This is a genomic window from Streptomyces sp. CA-249302 (assembly GCF_050936785.1).
GTDB lineage: Bacteria > Actinomycetota > Actinomycetes > Streptomycetales > Streptomycetaceae > Streptomyces.
Genome location: NZ_JBNJMG010000001.1, coordinates 3,681,261 through 3,707,334 on the forward strand (window position 1 = coordinate 3,681,261; position 26,074 = coordinate 3,707,334).

The following is a 26,074-nucleotide window of genomic DNA, read 5'->3' on the forward strand; positions in this document are numbered from 1 at the left end:
CGTCGGCCGGGCCGCTGGTACCCTGGGTGGCTGTGTCTCATGCCCTCTCAGCGCGAGGCACTCTCCAGAAAATCACCGGTACGGGTCCTTCGCGGTCCCGTGCCAGAACCTGAAAAGGCTCATCAGTGGCGAACATCAAGTCCCAGATCAAGCGGATCAAGACCAACGAGAAGGCCCGGCAGCGCAACAAGGCCGTCAAGTCCTCCCTCAAGACCGCGATCCGCAAGGCCCGTGAGGCCGCTGCCGCGGGTGACGTCGAGAAGGCCACCGAGCACGAGCGCGCTGCGGCGCGTCTGCTCGACAAGGCCGTCTCGAAGGGCGTCATCCACAAGAACCAGGCCGCCAACAAGAAGTCGGCGCTTGCTTCCAAGGTCGCGTCCATCAAGGGCTGACACTTGATTTGACGCCGGAAGGACCCGGGCGGGCCCTCTCTCATCCGCCCCCGACCGGCCCCAAGAGCCTGTTCGCGGCCTGCGTTCGCCACGCGGGAACGGGCTCGACGTCTTGAACCGAAGGCCCCGGTGCCCAGCCCTTCCCCAAGGGCGGACACCGGGGCCTTCGGCATGCGTGCCGCCGTTGTGCCCCTGGTGTGCCGCTGGTGTGCCCCTGGTCACGACCAGAACGCGTTGTCCTTGTCCATGTCCTCGACGCACTCGTCGAGGTCGGTGATCTTGTCTCCGACGATCCGGAAGAAGATTCCGCCGTTCTCGTCGATGTGCTTGTCGCCCCGGTCGGCGGTGAAGCGGTGCGCGGAGATGACGTGCCCGCGGCCGTCGACAAACAGGTTGAGCAGCTCGACGCGGAAGGACCCGCCGGTCTCCGAGTAGAGCTTGCCGTAGTACCCCTCGAAGATGTTGTCGAGGCCCTTGTAGTCCCCCGAGAGCGGGTGGGAGCCGGGCACGTGGTGGGTGCAGTCCCCGGTCATCAGCCCGCGCAGGGTGTCCATGTCTCCGCGCTGGAAAGCCTCGTAGCCCTTGCGGACGAGCGCTGCGTGCGGGTGTTCGGCCATGGTGAATCGCCGCCTTCCCTTGTCAGGCGATATGCGGCTGATACGCCCGATTCTCCTCCCCCGGCCGCCTAACGTCCTCTGGAACGGGCCGCGCGCGCGATGGTCACGACCGCCTTCTCCAGCGCGTAGTCGGGATCGTCGCCGCCGCCCTTCACGCCCGCGTCCGCCTCGGCGACCGCGCGCAGCGCCACCGAGACCCCGTCCGGCGTCCATCCCCTCATCTGCTGCCGGACCCGGTCGATCTTCCACGGCGGCATCCCGAGCTCCCGTGCGAGATCCGCCGGCCGCCCGCCGCGCGCGGACGACAGCTTGCCGATCGCCCGTACGCCCTGGGCGAGCGCGCTGGTGATCAGCACGGGCGCGACGCCGGTCGACAGCGCCCAGCGCAGCGCCTCCAGCGCCTCGGCCGCCCGCCCCTCCACCGCCCGGTCGGCCACCTCGAAGCTCGACGCCTCGGCCCGCCCGGTGTAGTACCGCCCGACGACGGCCTCGTCGATCGTCCCCTCGACGTCGGCGACCAGCTGGGACACGGCCGAGGCCAGCTCCCGCAGATCGCTCCCGATGGCGTCGACCAGCGACTGACAGGCCTCGGGCGTCGCCGACCTCCCGGTCGCCCTGAACTCGCCCCGCACGAACGCCAGCCGGTCCGCCGGCTTGGTCATCTTCGGACAGGCGACCTCCCGGGCCCCCGCCTTCCGCGCGGCGTCGAGCAGCGCCTTGCCCTTCACTCCGCCCGCGTGCAGCAGCACCAGCGTGATCTCCTCGGCGGGCGCCGACAGATACGCCTTCACGTCTTTCACGGTGTCGGCCGAAAGATCCTGAGCATTGCGTACGACCACGACCTTGCGCTCCGCGAAGAGCGAGGGACTGGTCAGCTCGGCGAGGGTGCCGGGCTGCAACTGGTCCGGGTTCAGGTCACGTACGTCCGTGTCGGCGTCGGCGGCCCTGGCGGCGGCCACCACCTCCTGCACGGCACGATCGAGCAGCAGGTCCTCCTGGCCCACGGCAAGCGTCACCGGGGCGAGAGGGTCGTCATTCGCAGTCTTCCTGGCCATTGCGTAAAGCATGGCACGGGCCACTGACAACGGGCTCCGCCCGCCTCCGGTGCTACGGCTCCTCGCGCCAGCCGTCCCACTCCCCGGCGAACTCGTCCAGCTCCGCCGGGTCCAGCCGTTCGTCCTCGTCCCGCAGGACGACCAGCCACTGCGCGTCCTCCGCGTCGTCCTCGCCGGCCAGCGCGTCCCGGACGAGCCGCGGCTCCTCCGCCAGTCCGAACCGCTCCCGAAGCGCCTCGGCCACCTCCTGGGCGGCATCGCGGTCGGGCAGCACCAGCACATGTCTCACATCGCTCACGGCAGCCATTGTCCGCCACCGCCGGAGGGCTCCCGCAGGTCAGCCCTTGCGGACCGGCCGACCGCGGTTTCCCGGCCGGCGGCCGTCCTTGCTGGTCCCGATCAGTCGCCCCTGGTGCGGTTGCGCACGGTCGGCACCCGGTCGAGCTCGATCCCGAACCGCTCCCGATAGACCCCGAGCACCTCCTCGTCCGTCCCCAACTCCCGCTCCGTGCGCGCCCCGTCGGCACCCGTCTCCTTGAACGTCCGCCCGCTGAGCGTGATCCTCCCTCCGTCGTGCGTCACCTTGGAGCACACCAGTGACTGCGTGAAGTGCGAGGCGGGCGAGGTGCTGTGCCACCACGCCCCGGCCATGAAGTCACCGAGCACCCGCGGCCGCAGCTCCAGCCGGTACTGCGGCCTGCCGTCCAGCAGAACGTCCAGATCCGGCCCCGCCTCCACGATCCGGAACGTCCCCACGGGATCCTCCTGCTCCCCCGCTCCCCGAACGCCAGCGGATAGTGGCTGTTCGCCCCGAACCCGACGTCGGCCAGCCACTCGCCCCCGTCCACCGTCCGCACCCGCAGCGCGAGATGGTCGTACGGAATCCCGAGCCGTCCCCCGTCGCCGTGCACCCGTGCCGCGAGCGGTGTGACCTCGAACCCGAGCGCGCCGAGCAACATCCCGAACGCACCGTTGAGTTCGTAACAGAACCCGCCCCGCCGCGCCCCGACCACCTTGTCCAGCAGCCGCTTCTCCTCCAGCACGATCTCCTCTCCCAGATGGACGGACAGGTTCTCGAAGGGCACGGCGTGCAGCTGGCGCAGGTGCAGCTCCCGCAGTACGTCGGCGGTCGGGGTGGCGGGCCGGTCCCCGGGCTCGATTCCCAGGCGGCGGAGGTAGGCGTCGACCTGTGTGATGTCCATGCCCTCAGTCTCGCGCCACCGCCAGCTCTCCGCCCGCCCCCGTGACGGCCAGCGCCCCGTCCAGATCCGTCCGCAGCACCACCGCCCCCGCGGCCCGCAGCGCCGCGACCGTACTGGGGGCCGGATGCCCGTACGGGTTGTCCTCCCCGCAACTGATCAGCGCGAGCCGCGGCGCCACCCTGCGTATCAGCTCCGGATCCTGGTACGCGGACCCGTGATGGGCGACCTTGAGCACGTCCACGCCACCCAGCAGCGCGCCCTGCGGCGATCTCAACAGCTCCTGCTGGGCCGGGGGTTCGAGGTCCCCGAGCAGCAGGAGCCGCAGCCCGCCCGAGCGGACCAGCATGGCCACGCTGGCGTCGTTCGGCCCGTCCGGCTCCGCCGCCGGACGCGGCGGCGGCCAGAGCACCTGCCAGGCCAGCGATCCGGTGCGCCGCTGCTCCCCGGCGACGGCACGGGTGACCGGAATGTGCCGCGCCGCAGCCTCCCTCCGCACGAACTCGACCTGGTCCTCCGGCTCTTCGAACCCTGTCGTCTCGATCGCCCCCACCGAACGCCCCCGCAGCACCCCGGGCAGACCCGCCACATGATCGGCGTGGAAGTGGGTGAGCACGACCAGGGGAATCCGTGTGATGCCGAGGGTCCGCAGACAGTGGTCGACGAGCGTCGGATCGGGCCCGGCGTCCACGACCACACCACTGCCGTCCCCCGCCGCGAGCACCGTCGCGTCCCCCTGCCCCACGTCGCACATCGCGAACCGCCAACCGGGCGGCGGCCACCCCGTGATCACCCTGGTCAACGGCGCCGGTTGCACGACGACGAGCACCAGCAGCACCCCGCAGGCAGCGCACAGCCACGGATGCCCGAGCAGCCGCCGGCCGACCAGCACGACGGCCACCGTGACCCCGGCGAGCAGCAGCGCCCCGGGCCGGCTCCCCGGCCAGTCCACTCCCCCGCCGGGCAGCGCGGCCCCCGTCCGGGCGATGCCCGCGATCCACCCCGCCGGCCAACTCGCGCACCACGCCAGCGCCTTGGCCACCGGCATCACCACGGGCGCCGTCGCCAGCGCGGCGAACCCCAGCACCGTGGCCGGCGCGACGGCGATCTCCGCGAGCAGATTGCACGGCACCGCCACCAGGCTCACCCGCGCCGACAGCACGGCGACCACCGGCGCGCACACGGCCTGCGCCGCGGCCGCCGCCGCCAGCCCCTCGGCCAGCCGCGGCGGAACTCGGCGCCGCCGCAACGCCTCGCTCCAGCGCGGCGCGAGCGTCAGCAGGGCACCGGTCGCCAGCACGGACAGCACGAAGCCGTAACTCCGGGCCAGCCAGGGGTCGTAGAGCACCAGCAGCAGTACGGCCGTCGCCAGCGCCGGGATCAGCGACCGGCGGCGTCCGGTCGCCAGGGCCAGCAGTACGACGGCCCCGCAGGCCGCGGCCCGCAGCACGCTCGGGTCCGGCCGGCACACGATCACGAAACCGAGGGTGAGCGCTCCGCCGAGCAGCGCGGTCGTCCGCAACGGGATGCCGAGCCGGGGTGCGAGTCCTCTCCGCTCCACCAACTGCGCCATGCCCGGCGGTCCGATGAGCAGGGCCAGGATGATGGTGAGGTTGCTCCCGGAGACGGCGAGCGTGTGCGCGAGGTCGGTCTCCTTGAAGGCCTCGTCCAGCTCCGGTGTGATCCGCGAGGTGTCCCCGACGACCAACCCCGGCAGCAGCGCCCGCGCGTCCTCGGGCAGCCCCTCGGTCGCCTCCCGCAACCCCGCCCGCAACCGCCCCGCGAACCGCTGCGCCCCCGACGGCCCGCCCACAACCTCCGGCACGCCCTGCCCCCGAACCCGCAACACCCCGGCGATCCGATCGCCCCCTGCCAGAGCAGGCACGACCCGCGCCGCGACCCGCACGCGCGTGGAGGGCAGCAAGTCGAGCCAGGACGAACGGGGTTGAGGGGCGACGGGGTGCTTCCGGTCGCCAGTGAGAGGGGTCGCGCTCTCGACGGAGGGTTTCTCACCGCTGGAGAAGGGATACGACGCCCCGCGCGCGGCCACGTCCACGATCATCAGCACCGGCGCCCGCGTCACCACGGCCGTCCCGTCCGCCTCCTCGACCCTCCGTACCTCCCCCTCGACCAGCACGGAGGCAGGAGCCGCGTGGTCACCTCTCACCCGGGGCCGGGTGAGCCGTGGGTCGGAGGAGACCTCGACCTCGGCGGTCACGGTGGCGTACCGCCGCGCCAACTCCGGCACGGGACCACGTCGTACGTCGGCTCCGTGCAGCCCCGCGGAGACAGCAGCCGCGGCGACACAGAGCAGCACACCGGCCACGGAAACACGCGGCCAGGCTGCCCGCGTAGGTCGATCGCGGTCAGGGACCGGCACCGCCTTGTCGGCCGACCGCACGGGAACGCCCGCAGACCGCACCGGCACGCTCGCCGGCTGCTTGGACGACGCCCCGCCCATTCGCCCGACGCCACCCCCAGATCTCCGTGCCAGCAGCAAAGCCCCCGCCACGACCAGGCACACCGAGACAACCCCGGTCACCCAACCCGCCGTCGCATCCAGCATCAGCGCCGCCGTCCCCCAGGCAGCCAGCGCCGGCGGCACAAGCCGCAGATCCGTCGGCCCCTCCTGCCGAGGATGAGCCGCTCCCAGCCGTCCCTCGGAGGCAGCGTGAACCGCAGCTCGCCCGGACGCGGGGCAGGGGGGACCGCCCACCGAGAAGTCAGAGGCGCTGCCCGCCGAGAGGCCGGGGGTGCCGCCTACCGACTGGCCCGGGATGCTGCCCGCCGGAAGGTCAGGGGTGCCGCCCGCCGAAACCCCGGAGTCGCCGCCCCCAGAGGGGCCCAGGACGCCGACCGCCGGAAGGTCAGGGCTACCGCCCGCCGAGAACCCGGAGTCGCCGCCCCCGGAGCGGCCCGGGATGCCACTCATGGCCGTACCAGATTCCGCAGATCGGCGAACCGGCGGTCGCCGATCCCGTTGACCTCCCGCAGCTCGTTCACCGAACGGAAACCGCCGTGCTGGGTGCGGTAGTCGATGATGTGCTGGGCCAGCACCGGGCCGACGCCCGGCAGCGTGTCGAGTTGGTCCACCGTGGCCGTGTTGAGGGCGACGGGAGCCGCAGGAGCCGCACCGACCGCCGCGCCGCCAACGGCTCCCGCGCCCGCACCGGCCGGACCAGGCGCCGCCGCAGGACCGCCGACGACCACCTGCTCCCCGTCCACCAGGAAGCGGGCCCGGTTGAGGCTCTCCAGGTTCGTGCCGGGCCGCGCCCCACCCGCCGCCCGCAGCGCGTCGGCGACCCGCGAACCGGCCGGCAGCCGATGGATCCCCGGCTCACGAACCTTGCCGCTGACGTCCACCACGATCTCGGCCCCGGCCGTGCCCGCCGCCTGCGGCACACCGGCCGAACCACCCGCCCTGGACGCGCCGCTCGTCTCCCCCTTCTCCCCGTCCCCGAACGGAGCCACCGCCCGCACCACCTCCGGCGCCCGCACGGACTGCGTCCGCCCCGTCCAGAAGTGCTGCACCGCGAAGACGGCGGCCACGACGAGCAGCACCCCGAGCGCCATCACACTCCGCCGCTCCAGCCCGCACCGAGCCTGTAGCCACAACGGCATCCGCTCCCGCACGGCCGGCCCCAGCCGCACCCGCCAGGCATCCCCGGCCGGATGAGCAACCGGCTTCTCCCCGACATCACTCGCTGGAGGAGCATCGTGAGCGTTGTGAGGGAGGGCGTCGGGACCGCCGGCACCGTCAGGAGGGAGAGCCTCGAACTCGTCCCGTTCCTCCACAAGCAGCCCCGGCAGCCCCGGCAGCCCCGCCCTCGACCCCTGCTGCTCCGCCGCCCGCTCGGGGAACAACACCTCGGCCCGCCGCCGGAGTTCCTCCGCCGACGCATGCCGCTGCCGTGGCCGCTGCCGGGCACGGCTCCGAGCCGCCGCTGGTCGTCGGTGACCGGCCCGCCCGTCGGAGGCAGGTGCCCGCCCCGGCCCACTCGTGGCGGTCGCTGTACGTGAACGTGATCGAAGAGCCATGCGCCGAGGATCGGCCACCGCACCGATCCCGCGATGATCTTGCTCAATTCCCGGGGATTACCGCCCAGTTGTGGATAACTCCGCCACCCTCACGGGCGACACCCCACCGTCACCGCGGCGAAACCACAACCCCCAGCAACCCGGGCCCGGTATGCGCCCCGATCACCGCCCCGACCTCGCTCACATGCAGGTCCGCCACCCCCGGCACCCGTGCCCGCAACCGGTCCGCGAGCGCCGACGCCCGGTCCGGCGCGGCGAGGTGGTGCACGGCGATGTCCACCTGCGCGCTGCCGGCGCGGTCGGCCGCGATCTCCTCCAGGCGGGCGATCGCCTTCGACGCCGTGCGGACCTTCTCCAGGAGTTCGATCCGGCCGCCGTCCAGTTGCAGCAGCGGTTTCACGGCGAGCGCGGAGCCCAGCAGGGCCTGCGCGGCGCCGATCCGGCCGCCGCGGCGGAGATAGTCGAGGGTGTCGACGTAGAAGTAGGCGGAGGTGCCCGAGGCCCGTTTCTCCGCGGCGGTGACCGCCTCGTCCACCGTGCCGCCCGCCTCCGCCGCCTCGGCCGCGGCGAGCGCGCAGAAGCCGAGCGCCATGGCGACCGTCCCGGTGTCCACCACCCGCACCGGCACCGGCGCCTCGCGCGCCGCGAGGACCGCCGCGTCGTAGGTGCCCGAGAGTTCGGCGGAGAGATGGAGGGAGACGATGCCGGTGGCGCCGGACTCGGCGACCTTGCGGTAGGTCTCGGCGAAAAGCTGCGGGCTGGGGCGGGAGGTGGTGACGGGGCGCCGCTTCTGGAGCGCCTGGGCCAGCGAGCGGGTGGAGATCTCGGTGCCCTCGTCCAGCGCCTGGTTGCCGAGGACCACCGTCAGCGGCACCGCTGTGATGCCGTGGCGCTCCATCGTCCGCGGCGGCAGGTAGGCCGTTGAATCGGTGACGATCGCGACATGGCGGGACATGAGCTGGAGGTTACCTGCCGTAGCGCCCGGACGGCAGCCCGGCCCCTCTCACCTGGTCTGCCCTTGACCGGATCAAGTAGTGCTCTCGGGACGGGGTTTCTTCTGCCAGGGGTAGCTCGGGCGCTGCCCCGGCGGGGTGATGGCGGACCGCGTCGGCTCCTCGGCCGGGCGCGAGCGGGGTGTCTCCGGCCAGGTCTGCTGCGCCGCCCCGCTGTCCGGAACCGGCGCCTCGGGCCAGGGTTCCGGCGTCTCCGCGGGCTGCGCCTTCGTCCAGTGCCGCAGGGCGTCGGCCTCCACGCCGATCTGGGTGCTGAGCGAGTCCAGGTCGTCCTCGGCGAAGCGGCGGGCCCGGTCGCGGGCCGCCCAGCGCAGGGCGTCCGCCGACTCCGTGACGCGCTCGGTGCGGGCGCGCAGCTCGGGCAGCCGCTGGGCGAGCGTGACGCGGTCGGGGTCGGACTCCAGGCGCTTGAGTTCGGCGTCCAGTTCGTGTCCGTGCGCGCTGAGGCGCCGGAAGAGGTCCAGGGACTCCTTGAGCGACTCGTCCTCCTGCACGCCCGCGTGCAGCGCGTCCTGGGTGGCGCGCATGGAGGTGCGCAGCCTCAGGCGCAGCTGGGCGACCTCGCTCGCCGGGCCGGGGACGTACGTCTTGGCCCGCAGCGTGTGCTCCTCGACCGTGCGCCGGGCCTGGTCGATGGTGCGGTCCACGCCGCGCTTGGCGGCGCCGATCACCTTCACCGCGGCGTAGGCACCAAGCACCAGGAAGAGCACGAAGAGCAGGGCGAAAACTGCGATCACTGCTTCCACCGTGCTCCTCCTCCGACCCCGTCGGCACGCGTCGCGCCGCTCTTCCACGGTAAACGCAACAGGCAGGCCCGGAGTTCCAGAAGAACCCCGAACCTGCCCGTAGGGGACTACCCCGAGGCGTTCACACCGGCCGGTGGGCGACTACGCCGGAACGATGTTCACCAGCTTCGGTGCCCGCACGATCACCTTCCGGATGCCCGCGCCGTCCAGCGCCGCGACGACCTTCTCGTCGGCCAGGGCGACCTTCTCCAGCTCCTCCTCGGAGATGGACGGCGAGACCTCCAGCCGCGCCTTGACCTTGCCCTTGATCTGCACGACGCAGGTCACGGACTCGTCGACGACGTAGGCCGGGTCGGCGACCGGGATGTCCTGGTGGACCACCGAGTCGGTGTGGCCCAGCCTGCGCCACAGTTCCTCGGCGATGTGCGGGGCCAGCGGCGCGACCAGCAGCACCAGCGGCTCGGCGACCGAGCGCGGCAGCACACCGCCCGCCTTGGTCAGGGTGTTGTTCAGCTCCGTGACCTTGGCGATGGCGGTGTTGAAGCGCAGCCCCTCCAGGTCCTGACGCACCCCGTCGATCGCCTTGTGCAGGGCGCGCAGTGTCTCGTCGTCGGGCTCGGCGTCGGAGACGGTGACCTCGCCGGTCGCCTCGTCGACGATGTTGCGCCACAGCCGTTGCAGCAGCCGGAACTGGCCCACCACCGCCCGCGTGTCCCACGGCCGGGAGACGTCCAGCGGGCCCATGGCCATCTCGTACAGGCGCAGCGTGTCCGCCCCGTACTCGGCGCAGATCTCGTCCGGAGTGACCGCGTTCTTCAGGGACTTGCCCATCTTGCCCAGCAGCCGGGAGACCTTCTCGCCCGCGTAGAAGTAGGCGCCGTCGCGCTCCTCCACCTCGGCGGCCGGCACCGCGATACCGCGGCTGTCCCGGTAGACGTAGGCCTGGATCATGCCCTGGTTGAACAGCTTGTGGAACGGCTCCGCGGAGGAGACGTGGCCCAGGTCGAACAGGACCTTGGACCAGAAGCGCGCGTACAGCAGGTGCAGCACGGCGTGCTCGGCGCCACCGACGTACAGGTCGACACCGCCGTGCGGCTGATCCGCGCGGGGACCCATCCAGTACTGCTCGATCTCCGGGTCGACCAGTACGGAATCGTTGTGCGGGTCCAGGTAGCGCAGCTCGTACCAGCAGGAACCGGCCCAGTTGGGCATGGTGTTGGTCTCGCGGCGGTATGCGCGCGGGCCGCGGCCGTCGCCCAGGTCCAGGGTGACGTTGACCCAGTCCTCGTTGCGGGACAGCGGGGTCTCCGGGGAGGTGTCCGCGTCGTCCGGGTCGAAGGTGCGCGGCGAGTAGTCCTCGACCTCGGGCAGCTCCAGCGGCAGCATCGACTCGGGCAGCGAGTGGGCGATGCCGTCCTCGTCGTAGACGATCGGGAAGGGCTCGCCCCAGTAGCGCTGACGGCTGAACAGCCAGTCGCGCAGCCGGAAGTTGACGGTGCCCTCGCCGATGCCCTTGCGCGCCAGCCACTCGGTGATGCGCGCCTTGGCCTCGGCGACGCCCAGGCCGTCCAGGGAGATGTCGTCGTTCGTGGAGTTGATGATCTTCGCGTCGTACGAGGAGAAGGCGTCCTCCCACGTCGCGGTGTCGGTGCCGCGGCCGTCGGTGGGCTCGACGATGCAGTGGATCGGCAGCTCGAAGGCGCGCGCGAACTCGAAGTCGCGCTGGTCGCCGCAGGGTACGGCCATGATCGCGCCGGTGCCGTAGCCCATCAGGACGTAGTCGGCGATGAAGACCGGGACCTGCTCGCCGTTGACCGGGTTGGTCGCGTACGCGCCGATGAAGACGCCGGTCTTGTCCTTGGCCTCGGCCTGCCGCTCGACGTCGGACTTGGAGGCGGCCTGCGCGCGGTAGGCGGCGACGGCCTCGCCCGGGGTCGCGTGACCGCCGGTCCAGACGTCGTGCGTGCCCTCCGGCCAGGCGGCCGGCGTGAACTTCTCGACCAGGGGGTGCTCGGGCGCCAGCACCATGTAGGAGGCGCCGAACAGGGTGTCCGGGCGCGTGGTGAACACGGTGATGCGCTCGCCGTCGATCGGGAAGTCGACGCGGGCACCCTCGGAGCGGCCGATCCAGTTGCGCTGCTGCAGCTTGATGGCCTCGGGCCAGTCCAGCTCGTTCAGGTCGTCCAGCAGCCGGTCGGCGTACGCCGTGATCCGCATGTTCCACTGGCGCAGCTTGGCCTTGAAGACCGGGAAGTTGCCGCGCTCGGAACGGCCGTCGGCGGTGACCTCCTCGTTGGCCAGCACGGTGCCCAGCCCGGGGCACCAGTTGACCGGCGCGTCGGAGGCGTAGGCCAGCCGGAACTCGCCCAGGACGTCGGCGCGCTCGGCGGCGGTCAGCTCGCCCCACGCGCGCGTGTGGCCCGGGACGACGCGCTCACCGGTCTCGAACTGGGCGATCAGCTCGGCGATCGGACGGGCCTTGTCGGCCTCGTCGTCGTACCAGGAGTTGAAGATCTGCAGGAAGATCCACTGGGTCCACTTGTAGTAGTCCGGGTCGATCGTGGCGAACGACCGGCGCTTGTCGTGGCCCAGGCCCAGCCGGCGCAGCTGGGCCTTCATGTTCTCGATGTTGGCCTCGGTGGACACGCGCGGGTGCGTGCCGGTCTGCACGGCGTACTGCTCGGCGGGCAGGCCGAAGGCGTCGAAGCCCAGGGTGTGCAGGACGTTGTGCCCGGTCATGCGCTGGAAGCGGGCGTAGACGTCGGTGGCGATGTAGCCCAGGGGGTGACCGACGTGCAGGCCCGCACCGGAGGGGTACGGGAACATGTCCATGATGAACTTCTTGGGGCGCGCGACGACCTCCGGATCGCCCGCCAGGTCGCCCTTGGGGTTCGGCGCCGCGTAGGTGCCCTCGGCGTCCCAGAAGTCCTGCCAGCGTGCCTCGATCTCGGCCGCCATGACGGCCGTGTAGCGGTGCGGCGCGGCCACCTCGGCGGCAGCGGGGTTCGTCTCGCTCATGATCCTTAAGCTCCATCGATCGTCTCTGCCAGCGGCTATGTCGTCCGGAAACGAAAAATCCCCTCGCACAGGAGGGGACGCCGCGCCGATTCCGACCACGTCTTGACCGGTGGTCGGGACTGATCAGCGCGGCTCGCTAAGCAGAAGGCGTACGGCACGCATGGCGTTAGGGTACCGCAGCGCTTGAGCGGACTGCGACGCGCTTCCGTATGGGTCCTTGGCATCGGATCACACCCGACAAAAACTGAACGAAGGTCAAAAGTTACTTCGCGTAACACCTACTACCGGGACATCGCAACGGTCGCGTGGTCCTTTGATAACAACGCAATAACTCAAACGTCGTACCCACCGGTATGGCGCCGCTTAGAGTGCGGCACCGGGACCGCTTTCCCGAACCGCTCGGAGTTGCCCCCATGAACCCTCGTCGTAGTAACAGCTCGCTTCCCAAGACAGGCCGGTCGGCCTACGGGGTGGCGTCCGCTGTTGTTCTGCTGCTCATACCCGTGGTCGTGCTCCTCGGAGGTGGCTGGCTCCAGGACTTCCTCAACTTCGGTGCCGGCGTGCTGTCTCTCGTGTGTCTGACGTGCTCGGTGATCTGGGGCCTGGTCGCCCAGGACCGGCTCATCCTCAACACGCGCCAGCGCATCGTCGCGCAGGGCATCCACCGGGTGACCGCCGTCGGCTCCATCGCCTTCCTGCTGGTCCACATCACCATCAAGCTGGCGCTGGACCACACCGTCCTGATCGCCGCGCTGATCCCCTTCAGCCTCGGCGTCTCGGGCAGCGCGGGCCTCATCGGCCTCGGCTCCCTGGCCGGCCTGCTCATGATCTTCGTGGGCGTCACCGGCGCCCTGCGCAACCAGTTCGCCTCCCCGGCGCCGGTCGCCGCCCGCTGGCGCGCCATGCACGCCCTGGCCTACCCGGCCTGGTGCTCGGCCCTGATCCACGGCCTGTTCGCGGGTCGCGCGGCGAAGCCGTTCTTCATGATCTCGTACGAGCTCTGCCTGGTCGCCGTCGCCGCGATGCTCGCCCTGCGTGCGGCCCCGCGCCCCTTCAAGCGCAGGGTCGCCGACCGGCTCGCCGCACTCCTGGGCAACGAGCCGGGCTCGTTGCGCGCCGAGGAGCTCGAAGCCAGCCGCGCGCGCGTGGGCGAGACCGCCTCCGCACTGCCGGGCTACGAGCGTGCGCCGAGGCCCTCGCGCGCCGAGACGACCAGCACGCCGGCGGCGGCGTTCTACGACACCTCCGCCTCGCGCACCATGTCCCCGGAGTCCACCGGCGGCTTCGCGGCGGCCTACCGCGCCGTGACACCGCAGCAACAGCCGTACGGCGCCGACCAGACCGCCCGCATGGACCTGCCGTTCGACATGCAGTCCACCGAGGCGATCCCGCGCCAGGACGGCACGGGCAGCTGGCCGGTCCCGTCGCCCCCGCCGGTCGGCGAGGCGCCCCCGTCGGCGTACGACCCGATGCAGGACACCGGATACAACATCCCGACCTATGGCAATACGGGCACCGCGGCCTACCGCAACAGTGACGTGTACGACACCGGTGAGATGAACACCGGGTACGGCACGTACAACCCCAACGACACGTACAACAGCGGTCCCGCCAATGCACCACAGTCCGGTGAGTCCTTCGACGCGCCGGGGTCGGGCGAACCTTGGAACACGCCTTCCGGAGGCTATAGGTGAACGAGGCCCTGCCCGACGTACCAGAAGTCCGCGTGGTCGGCCTTCCGCAGCTCACGTCGGGCTTCGACCTTGTCGAACGACTCGATCTGTCCATGCACCTGAAGGTGCACGGACCGCTCGAACCCCTGGGCGGCGAGCAGCTCGCGAAGCTCGCCGAGAACATCAACCTGAAGGGCCGCGGCGGCGCGGGCTTCCCCTTCCACAAGAAGCTGCGCTCGGTGGCCGAAGCGGCGATCAAGCGCGGTGTACGGCCCGTCGTGGTCGTCAACGGCAGTGAGGACGAACCGGCCTGCCGCAAGGACACGGTGCTCATCAACCGTGCCCCGCACCTCATCCTGGACGGCGCGCTGCTGGTCGCCGAAGCCCTGGGTGCCCGCACGCTCGTGGTGGGGGTCACCCGGGAGTCGACGCAGCGCTCCATGGAGGCCGCGCTCGCCGAACGCGGCCTGAGCAACAGCCGTAGATCGGCGCTGCGCGCGAGCGTGCAGCGCAACCCCATCCGCATGGTCACCGGCGCGGCCGCGTCGCTGATCCGCTCGATCGACGGCGGCCCGGCGATCCCGCCCGGCCGCAAGGTCAGCGCCTCCCAGAACGGCGTCGGCGGCGCGCCCACCCTGCTGTCGAACGCCGAGACCTTCGCCCAGCTGGCGATCGCCGCCCGCATCGGGCCCGAGCGTTACGGCAACACCGGTCTGTACGACGAGCCGGGCACCGTCATGCTGACGGTCTCCGGCGCCGTCGCCCGCCCCATGGTGATCGAGGTCCCCACGGGCGTACCGCTGCGTTACGTCCTCCAGCTGGCCGGCGCCCCGCCGGTCCCGCAGGGTGTGCTGACCGGTGGCTACCACGGCAAGTGGATCGACGCGGCGACCGTCAACGAGGCGATCGTCTCCCGCAACTCCCTGGACGCGGTGGGCGGTGCGCTCGGCGCCGGCGCGATCCTGCCGATCACTCAGGAGACCTGCCCCCTGGGCGAGTCGCTGCGGGTGGCGCAGTGGCTGGCCGAGGAGAGCGCGGGCCAGTGCGGCCCCTGCTACCTCGGTCTGCCGGCCGCCGCGCGCGGCATGGAGGACATCCTCAACGGCGGCGGTCCGGCCGCCCTGGAGGCGCTCAAGCAGGTCGCCAAGAACGTGAAGCGGCGCGGCGCGTGCTCACACCCGGACGGCTCCGCGATGTTCCTGGAGTCGACCATCAAGGCGTTCACCGACGACCTCGCCGCCCACGTCCTCGGAAACGGCTGCGGACGGCCCGTGGAGGGCGTTCTGCCGCTCTTCGAGGACGGCAAGATGCCCACGGGCATCCCGGGCGGCGGAGAGGCGCCACAGGAGACCGGAGCCAGCCGCCAGAAGATCTACGTCGACTGGACGCTGTGCCGCGGCCACGGCCTGTGCGCGGACATCCTCCCGGAGGTCTTCGAACTCGGCGCCGACGGCTTCCCGACGGTCGCCCAGGCCCAGGTGCCGCGCTACGCGGAGGCCAAGGCCCTGCGCGCGGTGCGCCGCTGCCCCGCGCTGGCCCTGCGCATCGAGGAGGAGGCCCCGCGCGACCGGGCCCCGGCCCGCAACCTGCCGGTCCTCTCCCAGGGCCGCGGCCGGCGCGCGCTCGGCCGCTGATCCCCGCACCACGAAGGGCCGCCCGATCCGGGCGGCCCTTCCGCGTTCCCAACTCCCCCTGCGGAAACGAGAAATCCCGCCGGATCATCTCGATCCGGCGGGATCTGCTGTGGAGCTAAGGAGAATTGAACTCCTGACCTCCTGCATGCCATGCAGGCGCTCTACCAACTGAGCTATAGCCCCGTGCTCTGGTCCGCCGGGTTTCCCTGGCGGCGGCGCCAACATTACACGGTGGACCCCGGCCAGCACCAAATCGTTTCCGTTCCGGACGGTTACGGCCACTAATGTCGCCCTTCGTGCCTGGGCACCGGCCGTCCTGCCCGCCTGTCTCTTCCTCGTGCCGGCCGGGACCTCACTGCGGAGGCCCGGCCGAGGTCAAGCGGTCACGAAGGAGTAGAACCGCTTGAGGGTGCAGTGCTCCTCCAGAAGGCGCCCGTAGATCGGCTCGCCCTCCAGTTCGCGGTACGTCTCGATCGGGTCGCCTTTTATGATCAGCGCCCGCGCGCATTCCTCGCACCAGTACTGGTAATCCGGATTGACCGGTTCCATGTCGCGGACGATCGGCGTACCGCTGCCGCACCAGTCGCACTTTCGCCTGTGTGCACCCATCGATCAGCTCCAGCTGTGGCCGCAGGCCGTGCACACGTAGGAAATTCCACCGTTGTCGCCAAGGACCTGGGCGACATGGAGGGAACCGCAGGAAGGGCAGCTCAGGCGGGTGACCGTGTCCCGCGTCGACGCCGCTTCGAGGAGGTGGCCGTCCTCCTCGAGGATGCTCGCAGGCATCACTAGCTCCCTCCCGTCGGGCCGCGCCCCCTTCCGGCCGTTTGATTCTGCCACGGCCGGACCGATACGGTCAGCGACGCCTCAGTACCAGTCCGGACACGGCACCCGCCGCGGCCGTCCCGGCCAGCGCGAACATGCACGCCAAAAGCGCCTCCGCAGAGGTATACGCCTCCGGGCCCCCAAGTGACTCAAGCCGGTTCAAGAACAGTGTGCCGAATGCGGCGACTCCGGTCAGCTGTCCGAGCTGCGCGACCGTGGCGAGCAGTCCGCTGGCGTCCGCCGCGTCCTCGGGTCGGACCGTGGCCAGCGCCCGGGTCAGGGTCGGGCTGAATCCCAGCGCGATGCCAACACCGACGCCGGCATACGCGAAGTACAGCGGCACCCCGCCCTCGTCACCGCCCTTCAGGCCCACGCCGAGCACGGACAGGGCGGTCAGCACGAAACCGGCCGGGATCAGCAGCCGCTGCCAGGACGCCGGCCAGTTGCGCCAGGTCAGACCGACCAGGCCGAACACGATCGCGGTCGGCGCGAAGCTGAGGCCCGCGCGCAGGGCGCTGTAGCCGAGGCCGCCCTGGATGTGCAGGGTCAGCGCGAACAGGAAGCCGCCGTTGACGGCCATCACGGCGAGGATCCGGAAGACCGCGAGACCCATGCCGGGGTGGCGCAGGACGCGGGGCGCGATCAGCGGGGCGCCGCCGCGCCGGGCCAGCCGGGACTCGTAGAGGCAGAAGAGGGCGAAGAGGACGGCGGCGGAGACCAGGGACAGCCACGACCACAGCGGCCAGTCCTGCTCCTGCCCGAGCACCAGCGGCACGGTGAACAGCGACACGGCCGCGCCGAGCAGCAGCAGACCGGGAAGGTCGAGGCCGCGCCCCCGCTCCCGCGCCGCCGCGTCCCGCGCGGGCAGCACCCGGCTGCCGATGACCAGCAGTACGAGGCCCACCGGCACGTTCACCAGGAACACCGGCCGCCAGCTCGTGCCGAACAGGTCGGCGCTGACCAGGACTCCGCCGACCACCTGCCCGGCCGCGGCGCCGACCGCGATGACCGCCGCGTACGCGCCGAGCGCCTTCGCCCGGGCCTCTCCGGTGAAGTTCCGCTGGATCAGACTGAGGACCTGCGGGATCATCACCGCCGATCCGGCGCCCTGCACCAGCCGGAACACGATGAGCTCGGTGGACCCCTGCGCCAGGCCGCAGGCCAGCGAGGCCGCGGTGAACAGCGCGAGCCCGGCGAGATGGACCCGGCCGTGGCCGAGCCGGTCGCCGAGCCGGGCGCCGGTGATCAGCAGCACCGAGTACGTGATGGCGTAGCCGGCGATCACCAGCTGGAGGTCGGCGCCGGAGGCATGGAGTTCGGTACCGATGGTGGGGGCCGCGACGTTCACGATGAACACGTCGAGCAGGGCCATGAACTGGGCGGCCAGCACGAGCGCCAGCAGCGCCCGGCGCCGGTTGTCAGTGGCGGGTGCTTCACTTCTGGCAGAGCTTGAAAGGGGCACGGGGGCGGAGCCCGGCCCCGTCCGGGATGTCGTCGTCATGCCATCGAGCCTGGCGAGACCCCGGTACGGGTGCCGAGAGCCCGCCGATGCTGGTACTGACAGCACCTGGCAGGGGGCAGGTACGGCACCGAGGATGGTTGTACGACAGAGACGTGACGTGGGGGACGTGACGATGACGACGACGCACCGAAGGCGACCCGAGCTGGCCGCGTTCCTGCGCGGCAGGCGGGCCCGGGTGACCCCGGCCGACGTGGGCATGCCGCCGGGCTTCAGGCGCCGCACGCCGGGGCTGCGCCGCGAGGAGGTCGCCCAGCTCTCCGGGGTCGGGGTGACCTGGTACACGTGGCTGGAGCAGGGCCGGCCGATCAACGCGTCCGCGCAGGTCCTGGACGCTGTGGCGCGCACACTGCGGCTGGACACCCCGGAGCGGGAGCATCTCTACCGGCTCGCGGAGGTGCCCTTCGAACCGGACCGGGAGCGGCTGACGCAGACCGTCGCGCCGGAGGTGCAGGGCATCATCGACGCCCTCGACCCGCTCCTGGCGGTGGTCTACAACTCGCGGTACGACGTGCTCGCCACCAACACCGCCTACCGCGACCTGTTCCTGGTGCGGGAGACCCTGAGGATCGGGGTCCCGAACGTGCTGTGGACGCTGTTCACGCTGTGCGAGAAGGACTGCCCGGTGGTGTACCGCGAGCGCGAGCTGCCGCTGATGGTGGCGACGCTGCGGTCCTGGTACGGCAGACATGTGGGCGAGCCGGCCTGGGAGGACTTCATACGCGGGCTCTCGGCGGCCAGCCCCTACTTCACCGAGCTGTGGGCGAGCGGCGAGGTGCTGCCGCCGGGGCCGCGGGTAAAGACGTTCCGTCACGAGGCAGTGGGCGAGCTGCGGATGACCTCGCAGTCGATGCAGATCGACGGGATGCCGGAGTGCCGCATCGTGGTCTACACGCCGGAGGACGAGGAGGCACGGGCGAAGGTCGCGCTGCTGCGGAAGCAGAAGGTGCGGCTGTAGCAGAAAATCCCGCCTCCTGACGGAGACGGGATCCTCGATCTGTGGAGCTAAGGAGAATTGAACTCCTGACCTCCTGCATGCCATGCAGGCGCTCTACCAACTGAGCTATAGCCCCTTGCGTCCCGCCCTGCCTTTCCGGCGGGGCGAACAAGAAGAACTTTAGCCTGCGACCTGCCGGAAAGTGAAATCCGCTCAGTCGTCGTCGCCGAGCACCGGTTCCGGGAGCGTGCCGGCGTTGTGCTCGAGGAGGCGCCAGCCGCGGGCGCCCTCGCCGAGGACGGACCAGCAGCAGTTGGAGAGGCCGCCGAGGCTCTCCCAGTGGCGGGCCTCCAGGCCGAGCAGCCGGCCGATGGTGGTGCGGATCGTCCCGCCGTGGCTGACCACCACGAGGGTGCCGTCGTCGGGGAGCTTGTCGGCGTGCCGGAGCACGACGGGGGCGGCGCGCTCGGCCACCTCGGTCTCCAGTTCGCCGCCGCCTCGGCGGATCGGCTCACCGCGCTTCCACGCGGCGTACTCGTCGCCGTACCGCCCGATGATCTCCTCGTGCGTCAGGCCCTGCCAGACGCCCGCGTAGGTCTCGCGCAGCCCTTCGTCGTGGGTGACCTCCAGGCCGGTGAGCACGGCGAGCTCGGCCGCCGTGTTCGCGGCGCGCTGGAGGTCGGAGGCGACGATGGCGTCGGGCCCCAGGGAGGCGAGCAGCCGGGCGGCGCGGCGGGCCTGGGCGACGCCGGTCTCGGTGAGCTCGACGTCCGTGCTGCCCTGGAAGCGGCGCTCCACGTTCCACGAGGTCTGGCCGTGCCGCCACAGGATGACGCGGCGGCCCCGGCCGGGCCGGCCCGCGGAGACCTCACCGGTGGCGCTCATCACCACTCACCGCCGAGGTCGGCCGCCTCCTCGGCGGCCCGCAGCTTGGCGTGCTCCTCGGCCTTGCCGCGGGTGGCCTTGGCGTCGGCGGGCAGCTCCAGCTCGGGGCAGTCCTTCCACAGCCGCTCCAGGGCGTAGAAGACGCGCTCCTCGCTGTGCTGGACGTGGACGACGATGTCGACGTAGTCGAGCAGGACCCAGCGGGCCTCGCGGTCGCCCTCGCGGCGCACCGGCTTGGCGCCGAGCTCCTTGTTCAGCCGCTCCTCGATCTCGTCGACGATCGACTTGACCTGGCGGTCGTTGGGCGCGGAGGCCAGCAGGAAGGCGTCCGTGATCGACAGGACGTCGCTGACGTCGTAGGCGATGATGTCGTGCGCGAGCTTGTCGGCGGCCGCCTGGGCGGCGGTGTGGATGAGCTCGATGGAGCGGTCAGTGGCGGTCACTACATGGCTTTCGGTCGGCGGTCACTTGACATCAAGGGTCTCACGGACCGCCGGGGGCACCCCACGTGATTAACGGATCACCCGGGGCGCCCGTGGCCCCGGCTAGGACGAGGACGGCTTGTAGTCCTGGCCGAGGATCACCGACACGTCCGCGTTCGAGGTGGTCTTGCCCTTGCTGACGGCGCTCGTGGACAGGCCCAGGGTCTTGGCGACCTCGGTGGCGTTCTCCTTGTCGGCGGCGTCCGTGTAGACGACCTTGGAGGCGGCCGAGGTGGTGGAGGCGGTGCCGCCGCCGAGGAAGGTGAAGCCGCCGTTGAGCAGGACCACGCGGGCCTTCTCCGTGTTGTCCTTCACACCGCTGGCGTTCTGGACGGAGACCCGGACCGCGGAGCCCTGGTCGGGGGACTTCGCGGTCCCGCCGAGGACGTCCTTGACGACGCTCGCGCTGGCCTGCGCGCTCAACGTGCCGTCGCTCTGCACCGGCAGCAGGGCGGTCTTGTAGTCGCCGCCCTTGGCGAGGTCGGCGAGCTTGGCGAGGAAGGTGCCGAGGTCCTTGTCGGTGAGCGACGGGTCCAGGATCTGGGCCAGCGTCTGCACGGTCGTGGTCGCCCCGGTCGGGTCGGAGGACAGCTTGCGCAGCGTGGCCTGCATGACCTGGCCGAACCGCTCCAGCTGGGCGTTCTGGGCCTCGCCGGAGGCGCGGTAGGTGGCGTAGGCGACGGCCATCTTGCCGCTGAGGGTCTGGTCCTTGCCCTTGTGCACGAGGGCCGCGGCGCCCTTCTTGGTGGCGTCCGGGTCGGGGACGTCGGCGTTGGTGTCGACGTCGATGTTGCCGACGAGGTCGACCAGGTTCTGCAGGTAGGGGGTGTCCAGGCGCCAGGTGCCCTCGATGTCCGTACCGAGGACGGTGTCGAGGGCGTCACGGGTGCCGGAGGAGCCGTCGTCGTCGACGGACTTGGCGAGGGTGGTCGAGTTGCCGTCGTCGTCGGTCACCGAGAGGGCGTTGGGCAGCAGGACGGTGGTGCCCTGCTTGGTGGTGGTGTTGTCGACGAGCAGCGCCGTGGAGGTGCCGCCCTTCTTGGTGTTGTGCAGATGGACGACGATCACGTCGCGGTTCTGGGCGCCCGCGGCCGTCGCCGTGCCCTTCTTCGTGTCCGACTTCGACAGGCCGGGCAGCTTCCCGGCGTACCAGAGGTAGCCGACCCCGCCGACGGCGACCAGGGCGAGGACCACGACGAGGGCGACGAGGCGGCTGCGGGCGCGGCGCTTGGCCTCCTCGCGGCGCTCGGTGCGGTTCTCGGTGAAGTTCAGCCAGTCGATGACGTCCTCGGAGTCGCCCTCGGGCTCCTCGACGAAGGCGAACTGCCCGGTGTGGTAGTCCCGTTCGGACCGGCCCGGGCTCTCCGTGTCCTCCGCCGGCTCGGCCGGGCCGGCCTGCTGCGGGATGTAGGCGGTCTGCTCGGCGACGCGGGGCTGCTGTCCACTGGCGGCGGCGCGCCCGTAGGGGTCGTACGACGACGGGTCGGCGGGGGCGCCGCCCTGGGGCGCGCCGGTGCCGTACGGGTCGTAGGAGGGCACCTGCGGCTGCGGGCCGGTGCCGTAGGGGTCGTACGGCGGGGCCGGCTGCTGTTGGCCGGTGGCGTACGGGTCGTAGCCGTAGCCCTGTTGCTGGTGCTGCTGGGCGTACGGGTCGTACTGCTGCTGGGGGGCCTGTTGCGGCTGGGCCTGCCGGTACACGGGCCGGCCGTACTCGTCGTAGCCGGCGAGCTCGTACTGGTCCTCGCGGTCTCCGCCGTAGCCCGCGTCGTATCGGTCGTTCACCGGTGCCCCTCTCGGCTCACTCGCCGCGGTACAGCTCGCGCTTGTCGATGTAGCGCACGACTCCGTCCGGCACCATGTACCAGATGGGCTCGCCCTTGGCGACTCTCGCACGGCAGTCTGTGGAGGAGATGGCGAGCGCCGGAACCTCCACCAGCGAGACGCCGCCCTCCGGGAGTCCGTGGTCGGTCAGCGGGTGGCCGGGGCGGGTGCAGCCGATGAAGTGCGCGAGGGAGAACAGTTCCTCCGAGTCGCGCCAGGTGAGGATCTGGCCGAGGGCGTCGGCGCCGGTGATGAAGAAGAGGTCCGTGTCGGGGTTGAGCGCGCGGAGGTCGCGCAGGGTGTCCACGGTGTAGGTGGCGCCGCCGCGGTCGATGTCGATGCGGCTGACCGAGAACTGCGGGTTCTCGGCGGTCGCGATGACCGTCATCAGGTAGCGGTCCTCGGCCGGGGAGACGTCGCGGTGGGTCTTCTGCCACGGCTGGCCGGTCGGGACGAACACCACCTCGTCCAGGTGGAACTGCGCGGCGACCTCGCTGGCCGCCACCAGGTGCCCGTGGTGGATCGGGTCGAACGTTCCGCCCATGACGCCCAGGCGGCGCTTGCCCGGGTTCGACGGGCCGTTGCCGGGGCCGCTCACCAGGCGACGCTCCGTGCCGGTCGTCGCGTCTTTCGCCGGACCGGTAGGCATGTCCTGCTCTCCCATGCGTGCAGACCCTACCGGCCCGGCCTGAGGGTGCCGGTCGCCGGACTCAGCGGTCGCGGTTGAAGCGGGTGGTGATCCACAGCAGAAGCAGCAGGATGAAGAGGGCGCCGCCGCCGGTGAGGGCCGGCTGCAGGCTTTCGTGGTTGCCACCGTGCTCGCCCTCGGCAGCGAGGGTGACCAACTGGGCAGCGGTGCTGTGGAGGCTCATCGTCGGCAGACCTATCCGGTGTGGGCGGGGTAAAGACGTGGGGCCCATCGTATGCGGGCGGCTCGGCGGCGATCACGCCGACTCCGCCGTTGGGGAACCCTGGGCGGTGCTCAGTCGTCTTTCCGCTTGTAGCCCCGTAGCAAGAACCACCCGGTGAACGCGCAACCCAGGAACATCACGACGATCACGACCCGGAGCAGATACCCCGACCCCTGGTGCTGGGCAGCGCTCGTGGCCTCGGCGAGCCAGACGGCCGCGGGGGTGTGCTCCATGACTGTGGGACTCCTTCGGTGTAGTGCCCGTCCACGGTAACTCCGCCTAGGCTGGGCCTTGCTTCGGGGGCGCAAAGGGCCGCACAAGGGTCCGCAAAGGGCCACTCACACGCACATGGGGGGAAGACATGTCCGACGACGGCCACGAGCACAACGGACACGAGAACGTACCGAGCAGGCAGCGCAGGCGTTTCCCCGGGATCTCCTCGCGTGCGTACGAGCACCCGGCCGACCGCAGCGCGCTGGTGGCGCTGCGCAAGCTGAGCGGCTTCGACACGGTCTTCAAGGCGCTCAGCGGTCTGCTGCCCGAGCGCAGCCTCAGGCTGCTGTTCCTCTCCGACTCGGTGCGCGTCTCGGATCAGCAGTTCGCGCACCTCAACGACATGCTGCGGGACGCCTGTTACATCCTGGACCTGGAGAAGGTCCCGCCGATGTACGTCAACCAGGACCCGCAGCCGAACGCCATGTGCATCGGTCTGGACGAGCCGATCATCGTGGTCACCACCGGGCTCGTCGAGCTGCTCGACGAGGAGGAGATGCGCGCGGTCATCGGCCACGAGGTGGGCCACGCGCTGTCCGGTCACGCGGTGTACCGGACGATCCTGCTCTTCCTGACCAACCTGGCGATCCGGGTCGCCTGGATCCCGCTGGGCACGCTCGCGATCATGGCGATCGTGACGGCGCTGCGCGAGTGGTTCCGCAAGTCGGAGCTGTCCGCGGACCGGGCCGGGCTCCTGGTCGGGCAGGACCTGAAGGCCTCGATGCGCGGCCTGATGAAGATCGCGGGCGGCAACCATCTGCACGAGATGAACGTGGACGCCTTCCTCAAGCAGGCCGAGGAGTACGAGGCGGGCGGCGACCTGCGCGACTCCGTGCTGAAGATCCTGAACCTGATGCCGCGCACGCACCCCTTCACCACCATCCGCGCGGCCGAGCTGAAGAAGTGGTCCGAGACCCGCGACTACCAGCGGATCATGGACGGCCACTACCCGCGCCGCGAGGAGGACAAGGACACCTCGGTCTCCGACTCCTTCAAGGAGTCGGCGGCGAGCTACGCGAGCAACGTGAAGAGCTCCAAGGACCCGCTGATGAAGCTGGTCAGCGACATCGCCGGCGGGGCCGGGGGCATCGGCGGCCGGGTGCGGCGGGGCTTCGACGGCTTCACCAGCTCGGCACCGGCGCAGGACCGGCCGGCCGGGGCCGACGAGCCGCCGACGGACGAGACACGGCGGGACGAGGACTGAGGGAGGAGGCCAATGGGACGGAGTCGTCCCGTTGGCTTCTCACATCACACCTTCGGCTCCGCGCTGGTGGCCAACGCCCCGCACAGCGCCGTCGTGCCGCCCGTCGCATACGGATCCGTCCCCGCCGGCCCTCCCGACTTGGCCGTCTGCCCGGCAAGCAACGGATGCAGGTGGTTGGTCGAGTCCTCGGCGCAGGACAGCGGCCCCGCCTGGACGTACGACACGATCAACTGCGCCTGGTGCAGCCGCAGATCGTCCCGGTCGAACCGGAAGTGCAGCTCGCGCCGGACGGTGAACAGCGAGGCCTGCGCCTTGGCGCCGGACCCCGTGGGCTTGAGCGCGTACACGAAGGTGTGGTCCGCGGTGACCTCGAGGGCCGACGAGTCGGTCTCGGCGACCTGGAGCGAACCCTCGACGCGGATCCTGCTGTCGGCGAGCTGTGCGCGGGTCTGGTCGAAGCGAACCAGCCAACCGGTGGGCTGGTGACGCCCGTCGGCGACCGGATGCTCGAAACTCTGGTCGAACTGGTCGAGTTGGTCGCCGTCCAGCATGACCCGCACGGGCCGCACTTCCTGACCGGTGATCACCTCGGGGTAGAGCGAGGAGCGGACGATGTAGTCCTTCGCCGTGGTCAGCGCGGCCACCACCTGGCTGTCGGAGAAGTGCGCGGTGCGCCGCGCGGCCGGCAGCGGGATGCCCTCGGCGCCGACGCGGAACTGCGCGGCGGGGCTGTGCGCGTACAGGTACTCGGGATCGGTCGCTCCGGGCACCTTCCCCTGCGGCGAGAGCGGGATCACGGTCATCCGCAGCGGCTCGACGGGCTGCCGGGCGGCCGGCGTGCTGTACGGGTGCCGTACACCCATGTAGATCGCCGTCCCGAAGGCGACGGCGATCAGCAGGACCAGGACCAGGGCCTGCCGGGACAGGCCGCGGTGGAGGGTCGGACGGCGGCGTACGGCGGGCGCGTGGTCGGCCATGCGCTCCTGCGCGGAGAACTCCTGGAGGCGGGCAGCGCGGACGAACGATTCGTCGAAGACGACGGATCGGTACTCGTCCTCGCCACCTCCGGGGCCGCCCTCGGGTGTCCCCTCAGGTGGGTTTCCAGGCCCGCCCATATATTCAGGGTAGGTCTCCGAGAGCTCAGGTAAACGCGCTGGTACACGACAAGTTCTGACAGGTTCTCACCAGGATCGAAAGTGAGCGCCAACCGACCGCTCAGGGGTTGCGCGGGATCACCGAGATCGCCGGCTGGGACGTGTCGGCGGAGGCGGAGGGCGCCGCCGCGGTGCCCTGCTCCAGGCCGGTCGAGGCCGGCGGTGGCACCCGGTCCCGGCTGCCCGAGGAGCCACCACGGTAGACCGCGGTGAAGGCCAGCGCGACCATGCCGATCCCCATCACCAGGGCCAGCATCCAGGCGACCGGACGGTGCCAGTGGACTTTCTTGCCGTACGTCCCCGGAGCGCCGTAGCGACCTTCGAGCACGTCGGTGTCGTCCAGGTCGTCGAGCTCGGGATCATGGCCGAGATCCGCGCGGCCCTCGGGGCCGTACCCGTCCTCGTAGCGCTCGCCCCGGCCGTGCGCGCGGCGCGCTTCCGCCTCGGAGGCCTCGGCTCTCGCCTGGGCGGCGGCAAGGAGGCGCTCGACGGCGGTCGGCTCGTGCACCACGGCCGCCCGTACGAAGGCCTCGTCGAAGACCACGGAGGCGAACTCTTCGTCCGACACCCCGCGGTCGTGGTCGTCGTCGGGCTCCCAGCCGTCAGGGAACGGCGTGCCCCCCACGTCCTCCGGCACGAATCCAGAGTAGACCTGGGGGGTCAATTTGGGCAGACGGT

The 26,074-nt window shown here is 71.1% G+C and carries 24 protein-coding genes, 2 tRNA genes and 1 pseudogene; 5 read left to right on the forward strand and 22 right to left on the reverse strand.

Annotation, left to right across the window (positions count from 1 at the left end; genetic code table 11):
• The first annotated feature begins 125 nt into the window (after window positions 1-125).
• The gene (gene rpsT, locus ACQEWB_RS16515) at window positions 126-392 is read left to right on the forward strand and encodes a 30S ribosomal protein S20 (RefSeq protein WP_432831582.1); all 267 of its coding nucleotides are present in this window, start codon (window positions 126-128) and stop codon (window positions 390-392) included.
• Window positions 393-610: 218 nt separating this feature from the next.
• On the opposite strand, the gene ACQEWB_RS16520 is transcribed toward rpsT, so the two are convergent.
• The 9 genes and pseudogenes from ACQEWB_RS16520 to leuS form a co-directional block, all read right to left on the reverse strand.
• Entirely contained in the window at window positions 611-1,009 is a 399-nt protein-coding gene (locus tag ACQEWB_RS16520; RefSeq protein WP_432831584.1) for a nuclear transport factor 2 family protein, read from the reverse strand.
• A 68-nt stretch (window positions 1,010-1,077) separates the two neighbouring features.
• Window positions 1,078-2,064: a DNA polymerase III subunit delta gene (gene holA, locus ACQEWB_RS16525; RefSeq protein WP_432831586.1), complete on the reverse strand. Its 987-nt coding sequence runs from the start codon at window positions 2,062-2,064 to the stop codon at window positions 1,078-1,080.
• A gap of 52 nt (window positions 2,065-2,116) precedes the next feature.
• Entirely contained in the window at window positions 2,117-2,362 is a 246-nt protein-coding gene (locus tag ACQEWB_RS16530; protein WP_432831588.1) for a hypothetical protein, read from the reverse strand.
• Window positions 2,363-2,463: 101 nt separating this feature from the next.
• Window positions 2,464-3,266, reverse strand: a pseudogene (locus ACQEWB_RS16535) (arylamine N-acetyltransferase family protein).
• Window positions 3,267-3,270: 4 nt separating this feature from the next.
• Complete coding sequence (locus ACQEWB_RS16540; protein ID WP_432831590.1) at window positions 3,271-5,829, reverse strand: ComEC/Rec2 family competence protein; 2,559 nt, start codon at window positions 5,827-5,829, stop codon at window positions 3,271-3,273.
• Window positions 5,830-6,191: 362 nt separating this feature from the next.
• Window positions 6,192-7,301: a helix-hairpin-helix domain-containing protein gene (locus ACQEWB_RS16545; RefSeq protein WP_432831592.1), complete on the reverse strand. Its 1,110-nt coding sequence runs from the start codon at window positions 7,299-7,301 to the stop codon at window positions 6,192-6,194.
• A 109-nt stretch (window positions 7,302-7,410) separates the two neighbouring features.
• A complete protein-coding gene (locus ACQEWB_RS16550; RefSeq protein WP_432831594.1) occupies window positions 7,411-8,256 on the reverse strand; it encodes a DegV family protein in 846 nt (281 codons plus the stop codon).
• Between the two features lie 72 nt (window positions 8,257-8,328).
• Window positions 8,329-9,060 (reverse strand): hypothetical protein, encoded by a 732-nt coding sequence (locus ACQEWB_RS16555; protein ID WP_432831596.1) that lies wholly within the window; start codon window positions 9,058-9,060, stop codon window positions 8,329-8,331.
• Window positions 9,061-9,201: 141 nt separating this feature from the next.
• Window positions 9,202-12,078 carry a leucine--tRNA ligase gene (gene leuS / locus ACQEWB_RS16560; RefSeq protein ID WP_432831598.1) on the reverse strand — a complete coding sequence of 959 codons (2,877 nt, stop codon included), beginning with the start codon at window positions 12,076-12,078 and terminating at the stop codon, window positions 9,202-9,204.
• A gap of 413 nt (window positions 12,079-12,491) precedes the next feature.
• Between leuS and ACQEWB_RS16565 the strand changes: the two genes are divergently transcribed.
• Window positions 12,492-13,772, forward strand: coding sequence for a cytochrome b/b6 domain-containing protein (locus ACQEWB_RS16565; RefSeq protein ID WP_432831600.1), 1,281 nt, complete (start codon window positions 12,492-12,494; stop codon window positions 13,770-13,772).
• The gene (locus ACQEWB_RS16570) at window positions 13,769-15,385 is read left to right on the forward strand and encodes an NADH-ubiquinone oxidoreductase-F iron-sulfur binding region domain-containing protein (RefSeq protein ID WP_432831602.1); all 1,617 of its coding nucleotides are present in this window, start codon (window positions 13,769-13,771) and stop codon (window positions 15,383-15,385) included. The genes ACQEWB_RS16565 and ACQEWB_RS16570 overlap by 4 nt, the downstream gene beginning before the upstream one ends.
• Window positions 15,386-15,495: 110 nt before the next feature.
• On the opposite strand, the gene ACQEWB_RS16575 is transcribed toward ACQEWB_RS16570, so the two are convergent.
• The 4 genes from ACQEWB_RS16575 to ACQEWB_RS16590 form a co-directional block, all read right to left on the reverse strand.
• A tRNA-Ala gene (locus tag ACQEWB_RS16575) sits at window positions 15,496-15,568 on the reverse strand.
• Window positions 15,569-15,760: 192 nt separating this feature from the next.
• Window positions 15,761-15,994, reverse strand: a complete 234-nt coding sequence (locus ACQEWB_RS16580) for a hypothetical protein (protein ID WP_003976229.1) — start codon at window positions 15,992-15,994, stop codon at window positions 15,761-15,763.
• Window positions 15,995-15,997: 3 nt separating this feature from the next.
• Entirely contained in the window at window positions 15,998-16,171 is a 174-nt protein-coding gene (locus tag ACQEWB_RS16585) for a hypothetical protein (protein ID WP_242759341.1), read from the reverse strand.
• 70 nt (window positions 16,172-16,241) lie between these two features.
• Entirely contained in the window at window positions 16,242-17,600 is a 1,359-nt protein-coding gene (locus ACQEWB_RS16590; RefSeq protein WP_432843849.1) for an MFS transporter, read from the reverse strand.
• Window positions 17,601-17,844: 244 nt separating this feature from the next.
• Between ACQEWB_RS16590 and ACQEWB_RS16595 the strand changes: the two genes are divergently transcribed.
• Window positions 17,845-18,687 carry a helix-turn-helix transcriptional regulator gene (locus tag ACQEWB_RS16595; protein ID WP_432831609.1) on the forward strand — a complete coding sequence of 281 codons (843 nt, stop codon included), beginning with the start codon at window positions 17,845-17,847 and terminating at the stop codon, window positions 18,685-18,687.
• 42 nt (window positions 18,688-18,729) lie between these two features.
• Here ACQEWB_RS16595 and ACQEWB_RS16600 read toward each other — a convergent pair.
• The 7 genes from ACQEWB_RS16600 to ACQEWB_RS16630 form a co-directional block, all read right to left on the reverse strand.
• Window positions 18,730-18,802, reverse strand: a tRNA-Ala gene (locus ACQEWB_RS16600).
• A 77-nt stretch (window positions 18,803-18,879) separates the two neighbouring features.
• The gene (locus ACQEWB_RS16605; RefSeq protein WP_432831611.1) at window positions 18,880-19,551 is read right to left on the reverse strand and encodes a histidine phosphatase family protein; all 672 of its coding nucleotides are present in this window, start codon (window positions 19,549-19,551) and stop codon (window positions 18,880-18,882) included.
• Entirely contained in the window at window positions 19,551-19,994 is a 444-nt protein-coding gene (rsfS, locus tag ACQEWB_RS16610) for a ribosome silencing factor (protein ID WP_432831613.1), read from the reverse strand. The genes ACQEWB_RS16605 and rsfS overlap by 1 nt, the downstream gene beginning before the upstream one ends.
• Window positions 19,995-20,096: 102 nt before the next feature.
• Window positions 20,097-21,815 (reverse strand): LytR C-terminal domain-containing protein, encoded by a 1,719-nt coding sequence (locus ACQEWB_RS16615; protein WP_432831615.1) that lies wholly within the window; start codon window positions 21,813-21,815, stop codon window positions 20,097-20,099.
• A gap of 16 nt (window positions 21,816-21,831) precedes the next feature.
• On the reverse strand, window positions 21,832-22,518 hold the full coding sequence (nadD, locus tag ACQEWB_RS16620) for a nicotinate-nucleotide adenylyltransferase (RefSeq protein ID WP_432831617.1): 687 nt from the start codon (window positions 22,516-22,518) through the stop codon (window positions 21,832-21,834).
• Window positions 22,519-22,564: 46 nt separating this feature from the next.
• The gene (locus ACQEWB_RS16625) at window positions 22,565-22,726 is read right to left on the reverse strand and encodes a hypothetical protein (protein ID WP_432831619.1); all 162 of its coding nucleotides are present in this window, start codon (window positions 22,724-22,726) and stop codon (window positions 22,565-22,567) included.
• A 110-nt stretch (window positions 22,727-22,836) separates the two neighbouring features.
• Window positions 22,837-22,998, reverse strand: a complete 162-nt coding sequence (locus ACQEWB_RS16630; protein WP_432831621.1) for a hypothetical protein — start codon at window positions 22,996-22,998, stop codon at window positions 22,837-22,839.
• Between the two features lie 128 nt (window positions 22,999-23,126).
• Here ACQEWB_RS16630 and ACQEWB_RS16635 point away from each other — a divergent pair, with 128 nt between their 5' ends.
• Window positions 23,127-24,242, forward strand: a complete 1,116-nt coding sequence (locus ACQEWB_RS16635) for a M48 family metallopeptidase (RefSeq protein ID WP_432831623.1) — start codon at window positions 23,127-23,129, stop codon at window positions 24,240-24,242.
• A 44-nt stretch (window positions 24,243-24,286) separates the two neighbouring features.
• Here ACQEWB_RS16635 and ACQEWB_RS16640 read toward each other — a convergent pair whose 3' ends face one another.
• Window positions 24,287-25,357: a hypothetical protein gene (locus ACQEWB_RS16640; RefSeq protein ID WP_432831625.1), complete on the reverse strand. Its 1,071-nt coding sequence runs from the start codon at window positions 25,355-25,357 to the stop codon at window positions 24,287-24,289.
• A 100-nt stretch (window positions 25,358-25,457) separates the two neighbouring features.
• A complete protein-coding gene (locus ACQEWB_RS16645) occupies window positions 25,458-26,033 on the reverse strand; it encodes a hypothetical protein (RefSeq protein WP_432831627.1) in 576 nt (191 codons plus the stop codon).
• Window positions 26,034-26,074 lie beyond the last annotated feature (41 nt).